Source organism: Streptomyces sp. NPDC012827 (assembly GCF_042900905.1).
In the GTDB taxonomy this organism is placed as follows: domain Bacteria; phylum Actinomycetota; class Actinomycetes; order Streptomycetales; family Streptomycetaceae; genus Streptomyces; species Streptomyces gulbargensis.
Genome location: NZ_JBIBBY010000013.1, coordinates 273,946 through 293,501 on the forward strand (window position 1 = coordinate 273,946; position 19,556 = coordinate 293,501).

The 19,556-nt window shown below is 75.3% G+C and carries 23 protein-coding genes; 10 read left to right on the forward strand and 13 right to left on the reverse strand.

Annotation, left to right across the window (positions count from 1 at the left end; genetic code table 11):
• Positions 1 to 26: 26 nt before the first annotated feature.
• Positions 27 to 626: a helix-turn-helix domain-containing protein gene (locus ACFY60_RS27380; protein ID WP_388614076.1), complete on the reverse strand. Its 600-nt coding sequence runs from the start codon at positions 624 to 626 to the stop codon at positions 27 to 29.
• A 97-nt stretch (positions 627 to 723) separates the two neighbouring features.
• On the opposite strand from ACFY60_RS27380, the gene ACFY60_RS27385 reads away from it, so the two are divergent.
• Positions 724 to 1,722 (forward strand): NAD(P)/FAD-dependent oxidoreductase, encoded by a 999-nt coding sequence (locus tag ACFY60_RS27385; RefSeq protein WP_388614165.1) that lies wholly within the window; start codon positions 724 to 726, stop codon positions 1,720 to 1,722.
• Between the two features lie 292 nt (positions 1,723 to 2,014).
• Entirely contained in the window at positions 2,015 to 2,794 is a 780-nt protein-coding gene (locus tag ACFY60_RS27390; protein WP_388614079.1) for a VOC family protein, read from the forward strand.
• 46 nt (positions 2,795 to 2,840) lie between these two features.
• On the opposite strand, the gene ACFY60_RS27395 is transcribed toward ACFY60_RS27390, so the two are convergent.
• From ACFY60_RS27395 to nadE, 6 genes are all read right to left on the reverse strand, one after another.
• A complete protein-coding gene (locus ACFY60_RS27395; RefSeq protein ID WP_388614081.1) occupies positions 2,841 to 3,593 on the reverse strand; it encodes a PIG-L deacetylase family protein in 753 nt (250 codons plus the stop codon).
• Positions 3,594 to 3,962: 369 nt separating this feature from the next.
• Positions 3,963 to 4,913, reverse strand: a complete 951-nt coding sequence (locus ACFY60_RS27400) for an ABC transporter substrate-binding protein (RefSeq protein WP_388614082.1) — start codon at positions 4,911 to 4,913, stop codon at positions 3,963 to 3,965.
• Entirely contained in the window at positions 4,910 to 5,584 is a 675-nt protein-coding gene (locus ACFY60_RS27405; protein ID WP_388614084.1) for an ABC transporter permease, read from the reverse strand. The genes ACFY60_RS27400 and ACFY60_RS27405 overlap by 4 nt, the downstream gene beginning before the upstream one ends.
• Entirely contained in the window at positions 5,581 to 6,261 is a 681-nt protein-coding gene (locus ACFY60_RS27410) for an ABC transporter permease (protein WP_388614087.1), read from the reverse strand. The genes ACFY60_RS27405 and ACFY60_RS27410 overlap by 4 nt, the downstream gene beginning before the upstream one ends.
• A gap of 95 nt (positions 6,262 to 6,356) precedes the next feature.
• Entirely contained in the window at positions 6,357 to 6,746 is a 390-nt protein-coding gene (locus ACFY60_RS27415) for a VOC family protein (protein WP_388614090.1), read from the reverse strand.
• Positions 6,747 to 6,813: 67 nt separating this feature from the next.
• Positions 6,814 to 7,644, reverse strand: coding sequence for an ammonia-dependent NAD(+) synthetase (gene nadE / locus ACFY60_RS27420; RefSeq protein WP_388614092.1), 831 nt, complete (start codon positions 7,642 to 7,644; stop codon positions 6,814 to 6,816).
• A gap of 420 nt (positions 7,645 to 8,064) precedes the next feature.
• On the opposite strand from nadE, the gene ACFY60_RS27425 reads away from it, so the two are divergent.
• Positions 8,065 to 8,658, forward strand: coding sequence for an exonuclease domain-containing protein (locus tag ACFY60_RS27425; RefSeq protein WP_388614095.1), 594 nt, complete (start codon positions 8,065 to 8,067; stop codon positions 8,656 to 8,658).
• A gap of 54 nt (positions 8,659 to 8,712) precedes the next feature.
• Here the strand turns inward: ACFY60_RS27425 and ACFY60_RS27430 are convergent, their stop codons facing one another.
• Positions 8,713 to 10,824, reverse strand: coding sequence for an ATP-binding protein (locus ACFY60_RS27430; protein ID WP_388614097.1), 2,112 nt, complete (start codon positions 10,822 to 10,824; stop codon positions 8,713 to 8,715).
• Positions 10,825 to 11,054: 230 nt separating this feature from the next.
• Between ACFY60_RS27430 and ACFY60_RS27435 the strand changes: the two genes are divergently transcribed.
• A complete protein-coding gene (locus ACFY60_RS27435; RefSeq protein WP_309053046.1) occupies positions 11,055 to 11,513 on the forward strand; it encodes a cyclic nucleotide-binding domain-containing protein in 459 nt (152 codons plus the stop codon).
• Between the two features lie 94 nt (positions 11,514 to 11,607).
• Here ACFY60_RS27435 and ACFY60_RS27440 read toward each other — a convergent pair whose 3' ends face one another.
• Positions 11,608 to 12,261, reverse strand: a complete 654-nt coding sequence (locus ACFY60_RS27440) for a Tat pathway signal sequence domain protein (RefSeq protein ID WP_388614100.1) — start codon at positions 12,259 to 12,261, stop codon at positions 11,608 to 11,610.
• Positions 12,262 to 12,745: 484 nt separating this feature from the next.
• Here ACFY60_RS27440 and ACFY60_RS27445 point away from each other — a divergent pair, with 484 nt between their 5' ends.
• The 5 genes from ACFY60_RS27445 to ACFY60_RS27465 all read left to right on the forward strand — a co-directional run bounded on the left by ACFY60_RS27445 (position 12,746) and on the right by ACFY60_RS27465 (position 16,539).
• Positions 12,746 to 13,420, forward strand: a complete 675-nt coding sequence (locus tag ACFY60_RS27445; RefSeq protein WP_388614103.1) for a TetR/AcrR family transcriptional regulator — start codon at positions 12,746 to 12,748, stop codon at positions 13,418 to 13,420.
• A 183-nt stretch (positions 13,421 to 13,603) separates the two neighbouring features.
• Complete coding sequence (locus ACFY60_RS27450; protein WP_309053043.1) at positions 13,604 to 14,263, forward strand: DUF6230 family protein; 660 nt, start codon at positions 13,604 to 13,606, stop codon at positions 14,261 to 14,263.
• A gap of 2 nt (positions 14,264 to 14,265) precedes the next feature.
• Positions 14,266 to 14,730, forward strand: coding sequence for a DUF6114 domain-containing protein (locus ACFY60_RS27455; protein ID WP_388614106.1), 465 nt, complete (start codon positions 14,266 to 14,268; stop codon positions 14,728 to 14,730).
• Positions 14,731 to 14,929: 199 nt separating this feature from the next.
• Positions 14,930 to 16,300 (forward strand): carboxyl transferase domain-containing protein, encoded by a 1,371-nt coding sequence (locus tag ACFY60_RS27460; protein ID WP_388614109.1) that lies wholly within the window; start codon positions 14,930 to 14,932, stop codon positions 16,298 to 16,300.
• 83 nt (positions 16,301 to 16,383) lie between these two features.
• A complete protein-coding gene (locus ACFY60_RS27465; protein ID WP_388614111.1) occupies positions 16,384 to 16,539 on the forward strand; it encodes a hydrophobic protein in 156 nt (51 codons plus the stop codon).
• A gap of 108 nt (positions 16,540 to 16,647) precedes the next feature.
• On the opposite strand, the gene ACFY60_RS27470 is transcribed toward ACFY60_RS27465, so the two are convergent.
• Positions 16,648 to 16,971, reverse strand: coding sequence for a plasmid stabilization protein (locus ACFY60_RS27470; RefSeq protein ID WP_352059444.1), 324 nt, complete (start codon positions 16,969 to 16,971; stop codon positions 16,648 to 16,650).
• A gap of 29 nt (positions 16,972 to 17,000) precedes the next feature.
• Entirely contained in the window at positions 17,001 to 17,378 is a 378-nt protein-coding gene (locus tag ACFY60_RS27475; protein ID WP_388614114.1) for a DUF3040 domain-containing protein, read from the reverse strand.
• A gap of 421 nt (positions 17,379 to 17,799) precedes the next feature.
• Between ACFY60_RS27475 and ACFY60_RS27480 the strand changes: the two genes are divergently transcribed.
• Positions 17,800 to 18,660, forward strand: a complete 861-nt coding sequence (locus tag ACFY60_RS27480) for a SigB/SigF/SigG family RNA polymerase sigma factor (RefSeq protein WP_388614168.1) — start codon at positions 17,800 to 17,802, stop codon at positions 18,658 to 18,660.
• On the opposite strand, the gene ACFY60_RS27485 is transcribed toward ACFY60_RS27480, so the two are convergent.
• The gene (locus ACFY60_RS27485) at positions 18,620 to 19,096 is read right to left on the reverse strand and encodes an ATP-binding protein (RefSeq protein ID WP_388614116.1); all 477 of its coding nucleotides are present in this window, start codon (positions 19,094 to 19,096) and stop codon (positions 18,620 to 18,622) included. The two genes, ACFY60_RS27480 and ACFY60_RS27485, sit on opposite strands and share 41 nt — an antisense overlap.
• 7 nt (positions 19,097 to 19,103) lie before the next feature.
• Complete coding sequence (locus ACFY60_RS27490; protein ID WP_388614119.1) at positions 19,104 to 19,550, reverse strand: STAS domain-containing protein; 447 nt, start codon at positions 19,548 to 19,550, stop codon at positions 19,104 to 19,106.
• Positions 19,551 to 19,556: the final 6 nt, after the last annotated feature.

Sequence of the window (19,556 nt, forward strand, 5' to 3'; positions counted from 1 at the left end):
GTGGCATACTAAGCGGTCGCTTGCCGCTACGGAACCGTCCCGCCGGACTTCTTGGGCCGCGCCCGCACGTGCATGCGCTCCCCCTGCGGCCCGAAGAGGCTCAGGAACTCCACCCGCCCCTCCCCCGCCGCCCCGAACCAGTGCGGCACCCGGGTGTCGAATTCCGCCGCCTCGCCGGCCCCGAGCACCACGTCGTGCTCGCCGAGGACGAGCCGGAGCCGCCCGGAGAGGACGTAGAGCCACTCGTAGCCCTCGTGCACGCGGGGATCGGGCGCCTCTCCCGAGGGGTCCTGGACGACCTTGTACGCCTGAAGGCCGCCGGGCTGGCGGGTGAGCGGGTACATCGTGCGGCCGTCGCGCACGATGGGCCGGGCCCGGATCCTGGGGTCGCCCACGGGCGGGGCGCCGACCAGTTCGTCCAGCGGGACCTGGTGGGCCCTGGCGAGCGGCAGCAGCAGTTCGAGACTGGGCCTGCGCTGCCCCGACTCCAGGCGCGAGAGGGTGCTCACGGAGATGCCGGTGGCGGCGGAGAGCTCCGCGAGGGTCACGCCCCGGTCGCGGCGGACCCGGCGGAGCCGGGGGCCGACCTCGGTGAGCACGGCGTCGATGCGGTCGTCTTCTGTCATGGGTCCAGCTTTGCAGAAACGGCAACATTCCTTGCCATGTTTCCCGGAACCGGCGAAGCTCGGCGGCATGAACAGCTACAGGAACGCACAGCGGAACATGGTCGGTGACGCGGGTACGGGCGCGCACGGGGACGCTCACGGAGGCGAGGCGTACGAGGCCGTGGTCGTCGGCGGCGGGGCGGCCGGGCTCAGCGCGGCGCTCGTCCTCGGCCGCTCGCGCCGGCGGACGCTGGTCGTGGACGCCGGCGAGCCGCGCAACGCCCCCTCGGCGCACATGCAGGGGTACCTGTCGCGGGACGGCATGAGCCCGGCCGACTTCCTCGCCGTGGGACGGCGCGAGATCGCCGCGTACGGGGTCGAGTGGAGGTCGGGCGAGGTGACGGGCGCGGCCCCGGACGGGGCCGACGGCTTCGTCCTGACCCTCGCGGACGGCGGTACGGTCCGGGCCCGGCGACTGGTCGTGACCACCGGGCTCGTCGACGAACTCCCCGGGATCGACGGACTCGCCGACCGGTGGGGACGGGACGTGCTGCACTGCCCGTACTGCCACGGCTGGGAGGCCCGCGACCAGCCCCTCGGCGTCGTCGCCCACCCCGCGATGCCCGCCCACCAGGCCCTCGTCGTCTCCCGGTTGTCCGACGACGTCACCCTCTTCCTGCACGGGGCGGAGCTCTCCGAGCGTGACGCGGCCCTGCTCGACGCGGCGGGGGTACGGGTCGTGTCCGGGGAGGTGGCGGGACTCGTCGTCACGGACGACCGGCTGACCGGTGTGCGCCTCGCCGACGGGCGCGTCGTGGAGCGATCCGTCGTCTTCGCCGGAGCGAAGCGCCTCGCCGCCCGCGACGGGGTGCTGCGGCAGCTCGGCGCCGATCTGCGCGAGACCCCCTTCGGGGAGTTCGTGGTGGTCGACGAGACCGGCCGGACCAGCGTCCCCGGTGTCTGGGCGGCCGGCAACGTCACCGGCCCGACGGAACAGGTCGTCAACGCGGCGAGCCTCGGCTACCGGGCGGCGGTGGCGCTCAACGGCGAGCTGCTGATGACGGACCTGGAGGCGAAGGCGGGGGCGACGGGCGGGGAGGCCGGGCTGGTCGCGTGACGCCGCGCGCGGCAGGGCCGGTGCGGCCGGCCCGCGCCCTGAGGCGGGCGCGCCGACCCGACCGCACGGACGGCGGCCGACGACGGACACGCCCCGGGCCGGTGGGCGGAACCGGGCCGGTGGCCGCACGCTTCCGCGCGGCCGGTGGCCGGACGTGGCGCGGCGTGGCGCCCGGGCCGTCGGCCGGTCGGATGAACCCCGGAGGGACCGGCCGTGCCGTCCCGGTGCGGCGGTGGGGATCGGCCATGGTGGCCGGAGCCGGTCGCGGAGGACGGAAGGACGGACGGCGCTCATGCTCGGTACGCAGTTCACGACGGGGTCGCCCTGCTGGATCGATCTCGGCAGCCCCGACACGGAGGCCGCGGCGGCCTTCTACGGTGCCGTGCTCGGCTGGGAGTTCCGCCCGGCGGGGCCGGGATCCGGCGGGTACGGGTTCTTCCAGCAGGACGGCCGCACGGTCGGCGGGCTCGGTCCGCTGACCGAGGAGGGCGCGGCGAGCGCCTGGACGGTCCACTTCCACACGCGGGACGCGGACGCCGCGCAGCGGACCGCAGAGGAGGCCGGCGCCACCGTCCGCGTACCCGCCTTCGACGTGATGGACGCGGGACGGATGGCGTGTCTGACCGACCCGGGCGGTGCCGACTTCGCCGTCTGGCAGCCGGGACGGGTCCGGGGCCTGGAGCGGACGTCGGCCCCGAACACCCTGGTGTGGGTGGAGCTGCACGCCGCCGACCCGGAGGGGGTGCTCGGCTTCTACCGGGCCCTGTTCGGCTGGCGTTGGGCGGTGATGGAGGCGCCCGGCATGTCCTATCGGGTGGTCTCCACCGCGGCCGGGGACCAGCGGGAGGCCTCGTTCGGCGGTGTGGCCGAGCTCCAGGAGGATCCGGGGAACCCCCGCTGGATCCCGTACATCGAGGTCGGGGACGCCGACGCGACGGCCCGGGCCGTGGAGGGGGCCGCCGGGCGGATCCTCCTTCCGCCGGCCGACATCCCGGACGTGGGCCGGCTGGCCTGGTTCGAGGACCCGTTCGGCGCGCCCTTCGCCGTCCTGAAGCCGTCGCCGATGGGCTGAGCCGGGCCCGGCGCCGACGGGGTGACGCGGCGCCGGGCCGTCCGGGTCAGCGGGCGAAGAGTTCGAAGGTCACGGCCGGGCGTCCGCCGAAGCGGCCGGCGGCCTGCCTGGTGGTCGTGGTGAGGAAGTCGCGGACGTACTCCTCCGGGTCCTGGTCCGTCAGCGCCTCGATGTAGGCCCGGTGGCAGAGCAGCGACGCGATGGCGCGGTCCATGCCGGGGCCCGCGTCGACCGCGTGGGTCGGGGCGCTGGACCCCGCGACGGCGACCCAGCGGACGCCGTCCCAGGGCTCCAGGCCCTCGTCGGCGAGTTCGGGGAAGATCCAGCGGTTGCCCGCGTCGGCCGCGGCGTCCAGGGTGGCCCGCCCGACGGCCCGGTGGTCGGGGGTGTTCCAGGGGGCGCCGGGTCCGGGGCCCCAGGTGTCGCGGTGGTTGAGGGTCACGACGAGTTCGGGGCGGTGGCGGCGGATCGCGGCCGCGATGTCGCGCCGCAGGGGGACCCCGTACTCCAGCACGCCGTCGCGGTGGCCGAGGAACTCGACCGTGTCCACACCGACGACGGCGGCGCTGTCGCGCTGCTCGCGTTCGCGCAGCGGCCCGCACGTCTCCGGGTCGAGGGTGTCGATCCCGGCCTCGCCGCGGGTGGCGAGGACGTAGACGACCTCCTTCCCGGCGTCCGTCCAGGAGGCGACGGCGGCGGCGCAGCCGTACTCCAGGTCGTCGGGATGGGCGACGACGGCGAGGGCGCGCCGCCAGTCGCCGGGCATCTCCCGCAGGTCCGTGGCATCCGTGGTGATCATGAGCGCAGGATACGGGCGGTCGGTTCCCCGGTGGGGCGGAACGCTCCGGCGAGGACGACCGGGCGCGGGACGTGCCGGGGGCGCGATCGGGGCCGGGGCCACGCCGGTCCGCGCGGGCGACGGCGAGGCCTTGGGCGCGGACGGGGCGCGGCGACCGGGCCGACGGCGCCGGCGGTGCACAGGGGGCCGGTGGCCGCCACTTCGTCCCGCAGCCCCGGCGGCGCGGGGCCCGGGCACCGGACCGGGCCGGCGGGGTCGCTGATGCCGAGGGGGCCGTGGCGACACGCCATCGCCGGGTAGGACTCCGTCTGCGCACAGTTCGAGGGCGGCCTCGCCGGCGAGGCCGGCGGTCCAGCCGTTGCCGCCGGTTCAGGGCCGCAGAAGGCCCTTCGCGACGAGATAGGCGCGGGCCACGTCCTCGGGGAGCCGGCGCCAGCTGTCGACGCGTTCGTTGAGGTCCGCGAGGTCGGCGGTGGTGAGGACGTCGTTGAGACGGCCGAGGACGCGGGTGACGCGCGGGCTTCCGGCACGGGCCCGGTTCACGACGGGGACGATGTGGTCGGCGTTCTGCAGGTGTCTGTCGTCGGCGAGCAGCACGAGGCCGAAGTCGTCCAGGGTGGCGTCGGTGGTCGTCGTCAGCACCAGCTGGTCCTGGCCGTCGCGCACGGCCTGCTTGGCCTGCGTGGTGCCGACGCCCTTGGGGTCGACGGCGGTGACGTCGATGCCGTAGACCTTCCGCAGGCCGGGGGCGCAGTAGGGGCGGCGGACGCACTCGTCCCCGGCGGCGAGCCGTACCGGGACGCCCCGGGCCCCCAGATCGCTGAGGGTCCTGAGACGGTGCTCGGCGGCGAAGGCGGCGGTGACGGCGAAGGCGTTCTGGTCGACGGCCCGGCCGGGGTCGAGGACGGTGAGGCCGCGCGGGCCGGCGAGCCGCCGCAGGGCGCTCATGGTGGCGGTGAGGTCGGGTGAGCCGACGGCCGGCGCGTCCGGCCCGTTCACCTTGGCGTTCAGCCAGTCGGCGAAGGTGGCCGCGTACTCGGGCACGACGTCGATCTGTCCGTTCTCCAGCGCCGGTTCGTACAGCTCGCGGTTGGTGACGGTGAGGAGGGTGGTGCGGTATCCGGCCTGTTCGAGCAGGAGGGCGTACATCCGGGCGAGCAGCTCGCTCTCGGTGAAGCCGGCCGAGCCGACGGTGAGCCGGTGGCTGTCACCGGGCGGGGCGGTGACGGCGCCCCGGTCCTCCAGGGCGGGGCCGGTGGCGCAGCCGGCGAGGGCGAGGAGCGCGGCGAGCGCTCCGGCGGCGAGGCGGGCCGTCCTCATGGGCGGCCCCGGCGCGGCCCGGCCGGGACGAGCGCCCGGACCGCTTCGAAGAGGCCTTCGACGAGGAGGGCGAGTCCGGCGACGAGGACGGCGCCCGCCAGCACCTGCGGGGTGGAGGCGAGGTTGAAGCCGGCGGTGATGATCCGGCCGAGGCCGCCGCCGCCCGCGAGGGCCGCGACGGTGGCGGTGGCGACGAGCTGGACGGCGGCGACGCGGACGCCGGTGAGGATCAGGGGCAGTGCGAGCGGCAGCTCGACGCGGGCGAGCACCTGGCGGCCGGTCATGCCCATGCCCCGGGCGGCTCGTACGACGTCGGCGTCGACCCCGCGCACCCCCACGTACGCGTTGGTGAGCAGCGGTGGGACGGCGAAGAGGACGAGGGCGACGACGGTCGGCCAGGGGTCGTACGGGCCGAGGGGGCCGAGGAGCAGCAGGACGAGGACGGCGAAGGTGGGGACGGCCCGGCCGGCGTTGGCGAGGTTGACGGCCAGGGCGCCGCCCCGGCCGAGGTGCCCGAGGGCGAGGGCGACGGGCAGCGCGATCAGGCAGCTGAGCGCGAGGCCGGCGCCGGTGAGGAGCAGGTGCTCGGTGAGCCGGTGTCCGATGCCGTCCTCGCCGGACCAGTGGGCGGCGGTGGTGAGCCAGGCCCACACGGCGGCGAGCGCGGTCACCGGTCCTGCCCGCGGGTCCAGGGGGTGAGCAGCCGCTGGGCGCCGAGGAGGAGCAGGTCGGCCGCGACGGCGAGGAGGACGCAGAGGACGGAGGCGGTGAGAACCTGCGCCTTGAAGTAGGTGTTCATCCCGGAGTAGATGAGGTTGCCGAGGCCACCGTGGCCGACGATCGCGCCGATGGTGACGAGGGAGACGGTGGAGACCGCGGCGATGCGCAGCCCGGCCATGGCGGCGGGCAGCGCGAGGGGCAGTTCGACGGCGAGGAGGAGCCGGGTGGGGCCGTATCCGAGTCCCCGCGCGGCCCCGCGGATGTCGTCGGGCACGGCGTCGAGCCCGGCGAGCAGGTTCCGGACGAGCAGGGTGAGCGAGTACAGGACCAGTCCGGCGACGACGAGGGAGGCGGACAGCCCGAACACGGGCAAAAGCAGCGAGAACATCGCGAGCGCGGGGATCGTGTACAGGACGGTGGTGACGCCGAGCACGGGCCCCGCGGCCCAGCGCCGACGGCGGGCCAGGAGGGCGAGCGGGACGGCGACGGCGACTCCGAGGGCGAGGGAGGCACCGGTCAGCCGGAGGTGCTGGACGACGGCGTCGGCGAGGATCTCGCTCCGCGAGGACAGGTAGTCCCCGCAGATCCACTCGTTGCGGGCGAGGCAGTCGTCGGGGGGCGCGCTCACCCTCCCCATTCGAGCCGGGAGGCGGGGCGCTCCGCATCCGGGCAGGTCCGTTCGTGGCGGTCCCGGGCGGATTCGGGCGGCGGCCGGCAGGCCGGTCAGCCCGACTGCAGGACGGAGAGGACGTTTCCGGCGGGGTCCTTGAACCAGGCGATCGAGGGGCCCCGGCCGTCGCTCCGCATGATCCCCTTCCCGTCCGCCTCGAAGCCGGGGTAGCGCTCGAACTCCACCCCGCGCCCGCCGAGGGCGTCGACCGCCCGGTCGATGTCGTCGACCTCGAAGTTGAGGATCGTGAAGGAGGCGGGGGCGTGGTCGTCCTTGGCGTAGACGAACACCCGGGCGCCGCCCGCCAGGGTGAGCACGAGGGCTCCCATGTCGTCGGGGCCCTCGTCCTCCACCCGCAGGCCGAGGGTCTCGCCGTAGAAGCGGCGCGCGGCGTCGAGGTCGTCGACGGAGAATCCGCTGAACGCCGGGGTTTCGCCGAACATGGCATGCTCCCTTCCGGGGGCCTCGACGAGGCCCCCTTCCAGGATCCGCCGGACCGGCGCCGGGCGCTCAGGGAGCGATCGGCAGCTGCCGCTTGTGAGCCGTCAGGTCGTAGCGGCGGACGATGGCGGCGTAGGCCTCCTCCGGGACCGGCTTGCCCTCCAGGAAGTCGTCGATGTCGTCGTAGGTGACACCGAGCGCGTCCTCGTCGGGCTTGCCGGGGTCGAGGGTCTCCAGGTCGGCGGTCGGGATCTTCCAGACCAGCTCGGCCGGGGCTCCCAGCTCGGCGGCGACGGCGCGGACCCGTCGCTTGGTGAGCCCGGTGAGCGGTACGAGGTCGGCCGCGCCGTCGCCGAACTTGGTGAAGAAGCCGGAGACGGCCTCGGCGGCGTGGTCGGTGCCGACGACGAGTCCGTCGTGGGCGCCGGCGACGGCGTACTGGGCGATCATCCGCTGACGGGCCTTGATGTTGCCGTGCGTGAAGTCCTGGTGGTGGGCGTCGCGGAAGGTGACCCCACCGGCGAGCGCGGCCTCCAGGGCGGCGTCGGACGCGGGCTTCACGTCGACGGTGAGGACCCGGTCGGCGCGGATGAAGTCCAGGGCGGTGCGCGCGTCCTTCTCGTCGGCCTGCACGCCGTACGGCAGGCGCATGGCGTAGAAGGTGGCCTCCTGCCCGGCCTCCCGGACCCGCTCGACGGCGAGCTGGCAGAGCCGGCCGGCGGTGGTGGAGTCGACGCCGCCGCTGATGCCGAGGACGAGCGAGCGCAGCCCGGTGGACCGGAGGCGCTCGGCCAGGAACGCCACCCGGCGCTCGATCTCCGCCCGCGGGTCGAAGCTCGCGGACACCTCCAGCTCCTGGGCGATCTGCTGCTGCCGGGCGATGGCCGCCGGGTCGGTCACGGGACTCTCCTCGTGGGACGGTGTCGTACAACTACAACGGGGTCGACTTTACGGGGTGGGGCCGGCGGGCCGCCGGGGCGGCGGGTCCCGCGGCCGGGCTGGCGGCCCGGTACGGCGCGGGCGCCGCGCGACCGTCACCGTGCGAAGGGCGAGCCGCCGCGTCGCGTGCGGTCCGCCCCGGCCGCCCGGTGCTGTTGCCCGCGTGCCCGCATCCGCCGCCGGCATTCCCTCCGGCCGGAGTCCGCGCCCGTGGCGGCGCCGCCGTCGACCCGCCCGGTGGCGGGCGGCCCGCCCCCTCTCCGTACGCGCCGACCCGCGCGCTCCCGGCGGAGCGGCCCCCGCTCCCGGCCGCGGGTGCCGCGAGGAGCGGGCGGTGAATATTCGGGTGCCGGGGGTCCGCCTCCCCCCTAGCCTTCCGGCATGGACAGCGGACCCGCCCTGGTGAACGTCGTGGATGTCGAGGCCACCTGCTGGGACGGGCAGCCCCCGCCCGGCGCGGTGCACGAGATCATCGAGATCGGTCTCACCGTCGTCGACCTCTCGGCCCGGCGCCGTGTCTCCCGGCACGGGATCCTGGTGCGGCCCGCCCGCTCCGAGGTGAGCGCCTTCTGCACCGAGTTGACCGGACTGACCCCGTCCGACGTGGCGAGGGGCGTCTCCTTCGCCGAGGCCTGCCGGATCCTCGCCGAGGAGCACGACGCACGGCGCCGGCCGTGGGTGAGCTGGGGCGATTACGACCGCAGGCAGTTCGAGGCGCAGTGCCGGGCCACCGGGGCTCCCTACCCGTTCGGCCGCCCGGCGGAGCGCGGTCACACCAACGCCAAGGCCGTGTTCACCGGGGCGTACGGGCTGCGCAGGCGCCCCGGCATGGCGCGCGCCCTCGAGGTCGCGGGGCTGCCCCTCGAGGGCCGTCACCACCGGGGCGAGGACGACGCCTGGAACATCGCCGCGCTCGTCCTCGACCTGGTGGACCGCGGGGCGTGGCCCGTGGCGGAGACCGCCCCGGTGGACTGACGGGCGGGACGCGAAGCCCTCGGACGGCACCGCCGCCGCGCCCCCGAGGGGTGATCAGCCGCCCGGGCCGGTGCGCAGCGCCCGGGCCAGGCCCTCCTGGGGCGTTCCGGTGAGGGCGCGCAGGAAGATCTCTTCGTAGGCGGGGTCGCCGAGCGCGGCGCGGGCCGTGCCGGTGTACTTCTCGCGCAGCGCCCGCAGGCCCGGCAGGCCGCGGCGGGGCCGGCCGGTGGCGCGCCAGTAGGCCTCGCCCGTGCCGGAGACGTCCGCCGCGCTCGCGCCGTCGCCGGCGGCGGCGAGCGCCGTGGCGAGGACGTCGAGGCCCAGGGCGACGCCGAGACGCGCACCGAGCCGGCGGCTGCCCTCCAGCATCGCCCTGGCGTGGCCGGCAGCGGCTCCCGGGTCGCCCGCCAGCAGGCAGGTGAGGGCCGAGTGGTACGCGAGAGCGGTGCGGATGCCGTGCTCGCCGCGCTCCTCGCTGCGCTCGCGCAGGGCGCGGGCGCCGGCTTCGGCCTCGTCGAGCCGGCCGAGACCGGTGAGCGCGAAGACCCGCACGAGCCGGCAGCGCAGCCGCGCGGCCGAGTCGTCCGGCACGGCGTCCAGGACGTGGCCGACGACCACCGCCGCGGCCTTGGCGCGGCCCGTGGTGAGGGCGACGAGGCCCGCGAGTGCGGCGGCGTCGAGGGCGAGTTCGCCGGGCCGGTGGGGGCCGTCGGCCGTCCCCGCCTCCGCGTACTCGGTGTACCGGGCCTCGCGGGCGCACCGTTCGCTGATCTCCTGCGCCGCTCCGGGGTCGCCCTGGAACACCAGGGTCACCCCGAGGGCCCACAGGGCGCGGGTGCGGGTCCGGCCGCGGGCGCCGCTCAGCAGCAGGGCCTGTTCGAGTCCGTCGCGGGCCTCGCGCAGCCGGCCCCGGCAGGACCAGGCGAAGGCGACGGACCCGGCCAGGTCGAGGGCGGCGTCGGGGTCGGTGCGCAGCAGCCGGTCGAGGGCGGTGCGCAGGTCGGTGTGGTGGGCCTCGAGGTCGCGGTACGGCCCGGGGCGGCCGTCCCCGGCCCCGTCGCCGTCCCCGTCGAGGAGTCCGGCGCCGCGGGCGTACGCGCGGAAGTGGTGGGCGTGCCGGTCGGCGACGGCCGCGGTCTCGCCGAGCCGCTCCAGCCACAGGGCGCCGTACTCGCGCAGGGTGTCGAGCATGCGGTGCCGGCCCGCCCGGTCGGCGGGCCGGACCACGGAGGCGCGGACGAGGCCGTCGAGGGCGGCCGGCAGGGCGGCGGGGGTGAGCGGGCCGCCCGCGCAGACGGCGGTGGCCGAGGCGAGGTCGAAGGGGCCGCGGAAGACGGAGAGACGGGCCCACAGGAGGCGTTCGAGCGGTTCGGCCAGCTCGTGGCTCCAGCCGATGGCCGCGCGCAGGGTCCGGTGCCGTCGCGGCCAGACGGGCTCGGGGTGGGCGAGCAGCGCGAAACGCCTTCCGGGCGCCTCCCCGGGAGCGGCGTCCAGGCGGGTGCCGAGCTGGTCGCGGACGGCCTCGGCGCCCCGGAGGCGGATCTGGGCGGCGGCCAGCTCCAGGGCGAGCGGGATGCCTTCGAGCCGTACGCAGATCTCGCCGCCCGCCCCGTCGGCGGGCAGGTCCCGGCCGGAGGCGCGGCGCAGCAGCTCCAGGGCCTCGGGGCCGGCGGCCGGCAGCGGGTCGAGGGCGAGGACGTGCTCGCCGGGGACGCCGAGCGGGCGGCGGGCGGTGACGAGGACGGTGAGTCCGGGCGCCGCGTCCAGGAGTTCCGTGACCAGCCGCGCGCAGGGGCCGGCGAGGTGGTCGCAGGAGTCGAGGACCAGGAGCAGGCGGTCCTCGGCGAGCCGGCGGTGGAGCGCGGTGGTGGCCATGCCCGGGGTGTGGTCGGACAGGTCGACGGCGTCGGCGACGAGCGGGACGAGGAGCCGTTCGCCGTCGAGGGGGGTCAGGTCGGCCCACCAGGCGCCGTCGGGGAAACAGGCCGCGACGCGGTGTGCGGCCCGCAGCGCGAGCCGGGTCTTGCCGACTCCGCCGGCGCCGGTCACGGTGACCAGGCGGTGATCGGCCAGCGCGGTGGCGATCCGCCTGAGTTCCGTGCGGCGCCCCACGAATCCCGGGTTCTCGTCAGGGAGGTGTCCACGCACCCGCACAGTCTCTCCCATGAACGCCGGGATGGGGACGGCCGGTTCGGGGCGGATCGTGCGGCCCGTCCCGATCCCGCCGCCCGTTCGGATCCCGCCGCCCGGGCGGGCCCGGCCGGCGGGGCGGCGGGCTCGGGTGCGCGGCGGCCTGGCGGGGGCGACCGGGTCGGCGGCGGCCGGGGGCGGGCCTGCGCGGGGGGCCGGGTCGGCGGACACTGGGGGTGGGAGCCGAGTGCCCGAGGAGGTCCGCCATGAGTTCTGCCGCACCCAAGGTCAGCACGCTGCCCGCGGAGCACCGTGAACGGCTGATGGCCTTCGCCGAGGACGTGCACTTCGAGTCCGGTCACCGGCTGTTCGAGGAGCAGCAGCGCGCGGACCGGTTCTGGATCGTGAAGACGGGCGCGATCACCCTGGACGCGAAGGTGCCGGGCCGCGGCTCGCCCGTGATCGAGACGCTCCGCCACGGGGAGCTGGTGGGCCTGTCGTGGCTGTTCCCGCCGTACCTCTGCCAGTCGGGCGCCGAGGCGATGACCCCGGTCCGGGCGTACGAGTTCGACGCGCCGGCCGTCCGGTCGATGTGCCACTCCGATCCGGAGTTCGGCGCGTCGGTGATGTTCTGGGTGGGGTCGATCCTGGCCCACCGGCTGCAGGTGACCCGGGTCCGGCTGCTTGACCTGTACGCGCCGCACGGGAGCGGGATCCTGGCGTGAGCCCGGTGCCGGCGACCGGGCCGGCCGGTGGTCGTCCCGCCGCCGCCGACGGGTCCGCCCCGCCCCGCGTCCGGGGCGGGGCGGACCCTTCCGCTCAGTTGACGAAGACGGCCGCTCCGCCCTGGGTGGTGTCGACGACGGGGCCGTACTTCGCGGAGAAGTAGCCGTTGGCCGGGCAGGTGCCGGGGCCGCTGGCCTTGGTGAACAGCTGGTCGGTGAAGGTGAGGGAGTTGTCGGTGTTGGACGGCGCGGCCGTGAGGCCGGTCGCGCGGTACACACAGGTGATCGGGCCGAGGATGGTGCTGATCTTGAGGGTGGTCTGGATCGGGCCCGCGCTGCCGGCCGTCACACTGAGCGAGCCGCCGGAGGTGACGGCGGTGTTGTAGGGCAGGTTGTTGACCGTGATGCTCTGGACGCCCGTGGCACCGGTGATGTTGGTGGTGCAGGTGCTGAGCGTGTGAGCGGTGAGCGTCTCGGTGGCGGTGCCGGGCGCGGCCGGGTTGCCGGTGACGGTGGCGCTGAAGCCGGAGCTGCTGCAGGTGATGCCGCTGCTGCCGCCCTGCGTGGTGGCGATCCGCGCCTTGGTGCCGGAGACCAGCGAGGCGGTCAGGACGTCGCCGACGGCGACGGACGGGCCGCTGGAGGAGCCGGTGGTGAGGACGCTGCCGGCGGCTCCCGCCTGGGTGGCGGTGGCCAGGGTGGCGGCGACGGCGAGACCGACGGTGGCGAGGAGTGCGCGCTGGTGCATGGGGGTTCCTTCCATGGAGGTGGGGGTGTGCGGAACTCGGCGGTGCGCGTGGGTACTCGGGGGGAGTACGGGGATGTGCGGCGCGCCGGGGTCTGCCGGGGAGCCGGCCGGTCCGGGGCGCACGGGGGCACGGCCCAGCGCGGTGGGGGCACGCGGGGCGTGCGAGGTCGCGGTGGGTACGCGAAGGTGTGCGGGGGTGTACGGCGGTACGGGCGGTACGGGTGGAGTACGGCGGTACGCGGGGGTACGGAGGGGTGCGCGGCCGCCACCGGAACGGATCCGGCGCCACGGATGTCCGGCAGCGGTGTTCGCGCGCTGTGCGGGAGCGTGATACTCGGGTGCGGTGCCCGCGGGCGGAGCGCGCTGCCCTGCGGCGAGCGGCCGTCCGGAGCACCTGGAGCATCGAGCGGTTCGAGAGGAAAACCCACGAGGGTTGTAATCCTGTCGAGTATGTGACGTCAACAACCCCGGAAGGATGTGGCCGATGACGAGCGCTCGCGGAGCCGAGGAGGAACTCGTCCTGCCGGGGGCCCGCTCGGGACGCGAACCGGAGCGCTCGCTGCGCCCGGGCCCGCGCCGGCTCACGCCCGAGCAGGTGGCCTCCCGGCAGCGGGAGCGGCTCCTCGACGGGGTGGCCCGCACGGTCGCCGCGAACGGCTACGCGGGAGCGCGGATCAGTGACATCTGCCGGGCGGCCGGAGTGACCCGTCCCGTCTTCTACGAGCTGTTCTCCGGCAAGGAGGACGCCGTCCTGGCCGCGTTCCGGGGCGGCACGCAGGTGGTCGTGCGGGCGATGGAGCGCGCGTACGGCGAGGAGGGCGGCGCCTCCGACTGGCCGGCGGCGGTACGGGCCGGGCTACGGGTGCTGCTGACCGTTCTGGCACAGGCGCCCGCCTTCGCCACCATGGTCGTGGAGGTGGAGTCGGTGGGGCCCGCGGGGCGCCGGGCGCGAGCGGAACTTCTGGCCAGTTTTCGACGGTTCTTCGTCGACGCCCCGCCGGGGCCGCCGTGGGTTCCGCGGCGCGAGCTGGTGGACACCGTGGTCGGCGCCGTGCACGCGGCGGTCCACCGCGCGGTGGACGAGGGCCGAACGGCGGAGCTGCCCAAGCTCCTGGACAGTCTGGTCCACGTCGTGGTGGCTCCGTTCACTCCTGCTTGATCGTCAGAAGCCGTGCCGTGCACGGGAGTTGACCCGCCGGTAACCTACGTCGTACGGTCGCGACGGTTCCCTGCGGCACGTCTGCCTCCCTGTACGACGAGGAAGACCCGGGCGGGTGGGGGACCGTCCGCGCCAGGACGTAGCCGCGCAGGTCTGTTTCCTCACTCATGTCAGGAGCACCGCATGGCCCTGTCCGAAGGCACCAGCCCCGACCCCACACCCACCCCCTCTCCCGCGGACGACTCCGCGAGACGAGGCGGGGTCCGGTTCCGGCGCGCCGCACTGATGGGCGTCCCCGCCCTCACCGCCGCGGCCGCGCTCGTCGTCCTCACCGCGCAAGGGGCGCTCGCCGCCCAGTTCGCCATCTCCGGCATGCCGTTCGTCGTCACCGCCGACCGTCTGGAGGGAAGGGGGTTCGGGCAGTTCGGAGCCATCGACAACATGCCCGAGGGCAGCCCCAACGCCGGCGAGACCGGTGGGCAGATCCTCACCATCGTGACCGCGATCCGCGAGGCGGAGCTCACCAACCTGTGCCAGAGCGTGGAGCTCGGCGGCACCTTCCTGCACATCACCGCGGGGAACAAGGGCACCCCGGTCAAGGCCTCCGGTCTGACCACCGACTCCACCGAGATCTCCGGCAAGGTCGCCGACTTCGACAACATCGAGATCGGCGGCGACGCCAGCACCTTCGAGAAGCCTCCGGTCAAGGGCCCCCTGGGCGTCTTCGGCCAGCAGGCGGACACCGTGAAGCTCAAGGACCTGCGGCAGAAGAACTACGCGACGACCGCCGTCCGGTTCACCCTGCCCGACCTGCACATGCGCTTCAGCTCGAAGGGCTGCTGAGCGTGGCGTCCGGCCGTCGGCACCCCTGGCGGGCCTTCCGGCGCTGGCGGCACCGGCGGCCGTTCGGCGCCGGCCTCGCCCTGGCCCTGGGCGGCGCCGAGATCCTGCTCAGCCAGCGGGCCAGCATCTCCGTGATCCTCACGGCGGGGGCGGACAGCCTCGTGGGCTACGTCCTGCCGCTGCTCATGGTGGTCTGCGGCCTGCTCATCGTCCTCAACCCGCGCCAGCGGCTGTTCTACTCGGTCGTCGGCGTGCTGGCCTCCCTGGGCACCTGGCTCACCTCCAACCTGGGCGGCTTCTTCATCGGCATGATGCTCGGGCTGATCGGCAGCTCCCTCGCCTTCGGCTGGCTGCCGGACCGGCCCGCCCGGACCCGCCGCCTGTTCGGGCGCCGGGCGCGCCGGGACGCCCCCGCCGCGCCGGAGCCCGCCGCCGGGGCCGTACCGGCGGCCCCGGGCGGCTCCTGACCGCACGGACGCCCGACCGCGCCGGCCCCGCACGCCCCGCCCACGCGCGGAGGCGGGCGGGGCGCTGGAGAGCGGCTGGAAGGGGCCTTGAGGCGGACGGAGGACGGCACGGACCGGGCGGTACGGTGGGAACGGCACCTCGAACGATGAGCACCCCGCTCCCCCGGCAGCCCGACGAACGACGAGTGACGAGGCCCGCATGACCGACCCGCTGACGGCCCGCGAGGCACTCGCCCTCGTCACCGGCGACTTCGCCCCCTTCCCCGCCACGGAGGGCCCGCTGGACGGCGACGGCCCGATCGGCTGGCCCGGCTACGGGGCGGCGCACGCGCGCGCGGCCGGGCGGACCGGTGAGTCGGAGTCGGTGGTGTGCGGCACGGGCTCGGTCGGCGGGGTGCCGGTGGTGCTGATCTCGTTCGAGTTCCGGTTCCTCGGCGGGTCGATCGGCGAGCGGACCGGGGCCCGGGCCGCCGCCGCGCACGCCTACGCCCGTGACCACCGGCTGCCGGTGGTCGTCCTCCTCGCCACCGGCGGGAGCCGGATGCACGAGGGCATGCGGGCACTGCTCCAGCTCCAGCGCCTCGCCGGGGAGTCGGCCCGCACCCGGGCCGCCGGCCTGCCGCAGATCGCCGTGCTGCGCGACCCGACCACCGGCGGCGGCTGGGCGACCCTCGGCGCCGGATCCGATGTGGTCCTCGCCCTGCCGGGCGCGCAGGTCGGCTTCGCCGGCTCCCGCGTCCGGCCGCCGGGCGCCGACCCCGCCGCGTACACCGCGGAGGCGCAGTTCGCCCACGGCCACGTCGACGCCGTCGTACCGCCGAAGGCGCTGGCCGGCACCCTCGGCCGGTGGCTGGCGCTGCTCACCCGGCCCGCCGACGGCCCCGTGCCGCCCCCGCACGCCCTGGGCGCGCCGCGGCCGCCCGCCGGATCGGGGCGCGAGGCCGTGGCACGGGCCCGTCACCCGGACCGGCCGCGGGCCGACCGCTATCTCGCCGCCTGCTTCACCGCGCGCGAGGAGATCTCCGGTGACCGCTGCGGCGGTACCGACCCCGGCATGCTCTGCGGCTTCGGCCGGCGTCCGGACGGCCGTACGGTGGCCTACGCCGCGCAGCTCGGCACGGCCACCCGCCCGGCCGGCTTCCGTACCGCCGCACGGCTCGTCCGGCTCGCCGACCGGCTGGGCATCCCGGTCCTGACCCTGATCGACACCCCCGGCGCCGCCAACGACCCGGCCGCGGAGCGGGACGGCGCGGGACCGGCCATCGCGGACCTCTTCGGCGCCGTGGCGACCGCCCGGGTGCCGGTCACGGCGCTGCTCGTCGGCGAGGGCGGCTCCGGCGGGGCGCTCGCCCTGGCCGCGCCCGGCAACACCTGGGCCACCCCGGACAGTTACTTCTCCGTCATCGCCCCCGAGGCGGCCGCCGCCATCCTGAAGCGGGCGCCGCAGGAGAGCGGAACCACCGCCGACCAGCTCCGGCTGCGCCCCGGAGACCTGCTGGAGCTGGGCATCGTCCGCGGTGTCGTCGGGCCGCCGGACTCCGCGGAGGCGATCCGCTCCGACGGCGCATGATCCGCAGTGGAGGGGGCAGGCGCGGGGAGCCGGGAGCCCGGCCGTGAACCACCGGCCGGCCCCGGAGGCACAAGGAGGCCCCGATGGTTCCCCTTCTCCTCGTCCTGCTGATCGTGCTCATCCTGTTCGGCGCCGGGTTCGCCCTCGAGGTGCTCTGGTACGTGGCCATCGCGGTGCTCGTGCTGTGGCTCCTCGGCTTCCTCATGAGGGGCAGCGGCTCCCGCTGGTACCGCTGGTGAACGACCCTCCGCGGCGGCACCACCGCCGGTCCCCTCATCCACGGCCCCCGTCCCGGACGTCTCCGGGGCGGGGGCCCTTCCGTGCGCGTGCGGCCGGCGGCCGGGCGGTCACTTGTCCAGTGAGCGCTTGAGCTCCGCCTTGTTCATCGAGGACCGGCCGTGCACGTTGCGACGCTGCGCCTCGGCGTACAGCTGGTCGTACGTCGGCCCCTCGGAGCCGCTGTGCGAGCGCTTCCCGCCCCGGCGCGAGGAGGACATGTCCTCGGTCGAACTCTTACTGGCGGTCTTGGACTCCCCCGAGCGGGCGCGTTCCTTGTTGACGGTGCGCGCGGCGATCTCCTCCGAGCGCTTCTCGCTCTCGCCCCGCTTCCGGGCGCTGTCCTTGATGTGCTCGTACTGCCGTTCCCGCTTGGGGCTCGATCCACGGGGCATGTCGGTTCCTCTCCTGGTTCGGTCGTGGTTCATCCGGGTGTACGCGGGTCCTTCGCCCGGCGCTGTGACCAGCGGACGACCAGCCGGAGCAGCACCACCAGGGTGAGGACCCAGGCGGCGGCGAAGGCCCAGATCAGGGCCGGGGCCTCGGTGGTGACGGCGAGCACGAGCAGGGCGAGGGTGGCCGCGCCGAGCGCCGCGAGCGCCAGGGCGGGCCGCAGCCGATACGTACCGGGGACGGGCGCCCCCGGCAACCGGAGGCCGCTCGGGGCCGGTCCGAACCGGCGCGCCGGCGGTTCATCACGGCCGAGCTGCTCCTCGATCTCCGCGAGAATGCGCCGTTCGCGCGGGGAGAGCCGCACGTCGTCCATCGCGAACACCTCCTCCCGTTCCGGCAGCCGGTCCACCGGAGGCCGGGCCCCTCGACCGGGCGGCTACCCGCTCGCGGGCGGCTCAGACATGCCCGGCCCGCACGTGGCGGGGTGGACCGCGGCCGGCGTCGGACGTGGGTGCGCGCGCCGGTGCGGAGCACGCCGGGATGCGGGATCCCTCTTCGTGATAAATCGTGTCAAAGCAGGCATTTACGGGAATCCTTTTGCCAGGACGCTCGACCGACGGACCCCCGCCGCCGTCCGGCGCGGCGCAGGCCCACCGCCCGCCCCCCGTCGAAGGAGCCCCATGTCCACCACAAGCGACCGCACGACCGCCCACCGTCCGACGACCGAACGCGTGATCATGGAAACCGTCCGCTCACAGCACCCCGCCCCCGACGGCCCGGCGATCGACCGTCCCGCCCCCACCGGCCGGCCGGCCGCGGACCCGCGCGCGATGGGCCCGGCGACGCGCCGGGCGGCGCTCGACGGGCTGCCCGAGCCGGAGCGGCCGACGGCCGTCTCCACGGACGACGCGCAGACCCTCTCCGTCGCCCTCTTCCAGCGGCTGGGCGAGCTGGACGAGGGCACCTTGGAGTTCGCGTACGTGCGCAACACCCTCGTGGAGCTGAACCTCAGCCTGGTGAAGTTCGCCGCCCGCCGCTTCCGTAACCGCGCGGAGCCGATGGAGGACATCATCCAGGTCGGCACCATCGGCCTGATCAAGGCGATCGACCGGTTCGACCCGAGTCGCGGCATCGAGTTCTCGACCTTCGCGCTGCCGACGGTCGTCGGGGAGATGAAACGGTTCTTCCGCGACACCAGCTGGGCGGTTCGCGTTCCGCGCCGGCTCCAGGAGCTGCGCATCGACGTGGCCAAGGCGCTGGACGCCCTGGAGCAGCGGCTCGGTCACCACCCCACGCGCGCCGAGCTCGCCGAGCAGCTGCACCTCAGCGAGGAGACCGTGGCGGAGGGCGAGCTCGCGGCCAACGGTTACGCGGCCCGCTCCCTCGACGCCCCCGCCGGCGACGACTCCTCGCCCGGTTCGGGTGCCGGAGGGCGCCAGGTGGCCGAGGCGGAGCCCGCCTACGAGCTGATCGAGTGCCTGGAGTCGCTGAAGCCGCTCATCGCCCGCCTGGACGACCGGGACCGGCAGATCCTCTCGCTCCGCTTCGGCGAGGAGCTCACCCAGGCGGAGATCGGCAAGCGGATCGGCCTCTCCCAGATGCACGTCTCGCGGCTGCTCTCCCGGATCCTCGCGGAACTGAGGGAGGGCCTCACCGAGGACGGTTCCAGCGAGGACGTTCCGGAAGGCTGATCTCCAGCCACACGACCTTGCCGACGCCCCCGTCCGGCCGGGGCTCGGACCCCCAGTCGCCCGCGAGGCGGTCCAGCAGTATCAGCCCGTGACCGCCCGGCAGGGCGGGCGACCTGGGGGCCTGCCTGCGCGGGGGGTCCGGACTGCGGTCGCTGACCTCCACCCGCAGCACGCCGCGGGCGTGCCGCAGCACCAGTTCCTGCGGCCCGCCGGCGTGCAGGCACGCGTTGGTGACGACCTCGGACACGAGCAGCAGGACGTCCTCGATCCGCTCCCCCGCCGGCTCGCTGTCGGGAGGGATCCACCCCCAGTCGGCCAGGGCCTCGGCGGTGAAGCCGCGGCAACGCGAGACCACCCTGCCGGTTCCCGACAGGATCAGCCGGCGCACCTGCGGTCCACCCTCCGTGACCTCGCCCATCTCTCCCTCCACCACCATGGCTCCTTCAGGACCGGTTACCCGGCCACGCGTCGGCAAGCGCCTCGCCGACGTCCTCGTACACCCGGAAGACTGTCCGGGCACCGGTGATCTCGAACATCCGGTCCACCGGAGGGCGCAGGCCCGCGAGGTCCAGACGACCGCCCTCCGGCAGCACGCGCGAACGTGCCCGCAACAGGGCGTTCAGTCCCGTGGAGTCACAGAACAGAAGCCGTGAGCAGTCCACCACGACCCGTTCCGCCCCGGCGTGTGCCTCCAGCGCCGCGAGGAACGGTGCCACGGTGTCGTAATCGAGTTCCCCCACAGGGGCCAGAACAACCGTCCCGGATTTCCCCGGGGGGCCGACCCGGTCGATCTCCATATGGAAACGGTCCGCGTCGGAGGGCGTCCCGGCCTCCGCCGGCACCCCGCTGCGGCCCGGGTCCACGCCGTCGCCGTCCGCCGTGTGTTCCACCGGTTC

Coding starts and splice junctions, on each gene's coding strand:
- ACFY60_RS27450 (WP_309053043.1), top strand. CDS start 13,604: ATGGCCCTGTCCGAAGGCACCAGCCCCGACCCCACACCCACCCCCTCT.
- ACFY60_RS27395 (WP_388614081.1), bottom strand. CDS start 3,593: ATGATCACCACGGATGCCACGGACCTGCGGGAGATGCCCGGCGACTGG.
- ACFY60_RS27425 (WP_388614095.1), top strand. CDS start 8,065: ATGGACAGCGGACCCGCCCTGGTGAACGTCGTGGATGTCGAGGCCACC.
- ACFY60_RS27465 (WP_388614111.1), top strand. CDS start 16,384: ATGGTTCCCCTTCTCCTCGTCCTGCTGATCGTGCTCATCCTGTTCGGC.
- ACFY60_RS27440 (WP_388614100.1), bottom strand. CDS start 12,261: ATGCACCAGCGCGCACTCCTCGCCACCGTCGGTCTCGCCGTCGCCGCC.
- ACFY60_RS27415 (WP_388614090.1), bottom strand. CDS start 6,746: ATGTTCGGCGAAACCCCGGCGTTCAGCGGATTCTCCGTCGACGACCTC.
- ACFY60_RS27400 (WP_388614082.1), bottom strand. CDS start 4,913: ATGAGGACGGCCCGCCTCGCCGCCGGAGCGCTCGCCGCGCTCCTCGCC.
- ACFY60_RS27435 (WP_309053046.1), top strand. CDS start 11,055: ATGAGTTCTGCCGCACCCAAGGTCAGCACGCTGCCCGCGGAGCACCGT.
- ACFY60_RS27470 (WP_352059444.1), bottom strand. CDS start 16,971: ATGCCCCGTGGATCGAGCCCCAAGCGGGAACGGCAGTACGAGCACATC.
- ACFY60_RS27390 (WP_388614079.1), top strand. CDS start 2,015: ATGCTCGGTACGCAGTTCACGACGGGGTCGCCCTGCTGGATCGATCTC.
- ACFY60_RS27460 (WP_388614109.1), top strand. CDS start 14,930: ATGACCGACCCGCTGACGGCCCGCGAGGCACTCGCCCTCGTCACCGGC.
- ACFY60_RS27445 (WP_388614103.1), top strand. CDS start 12,746: ATGACGAGCGCTCGCGGAGCCGAGGAGGAACTCGTCCTGCCGGGGGCC.
- ACFY60_RS27380 (WP_388614076.1), bottom strand. CDS start 626: ATGACAGAAGACGACCGCATCGACGCCGTGCTCACCGAGGTCGGCCCC.
- ACFY60_RS27480 (WP_388614168.1), top strand. CDS start 17,800: ATGGGCCCGGCGACGCGCCGGGCGGCGCTCGACGGGCTGCCCGAGCCG.
- ACFY60_RS27430 (WP_388614097.1), bottom strand. CDS start 10,824: ATGGGAGAGACTGTGCGGGTGCGTGGACACCTCCCTGACGAGAACCCG.
- ACFY60_RS27485 (WP_388614116.1), bottom strand. CDS start 19,096: ATGGTGGTGGAGGGAGAGATGGGCGAGGTCACGGAGGGTGGACCGCAG.
- ACFY60_RS27385 (WP_388614165.1), top strand. CDS start 724: ATGGTCGGTGACGCGGGTACGGGCGCGCACGGGGACGCTCACGGAGGC.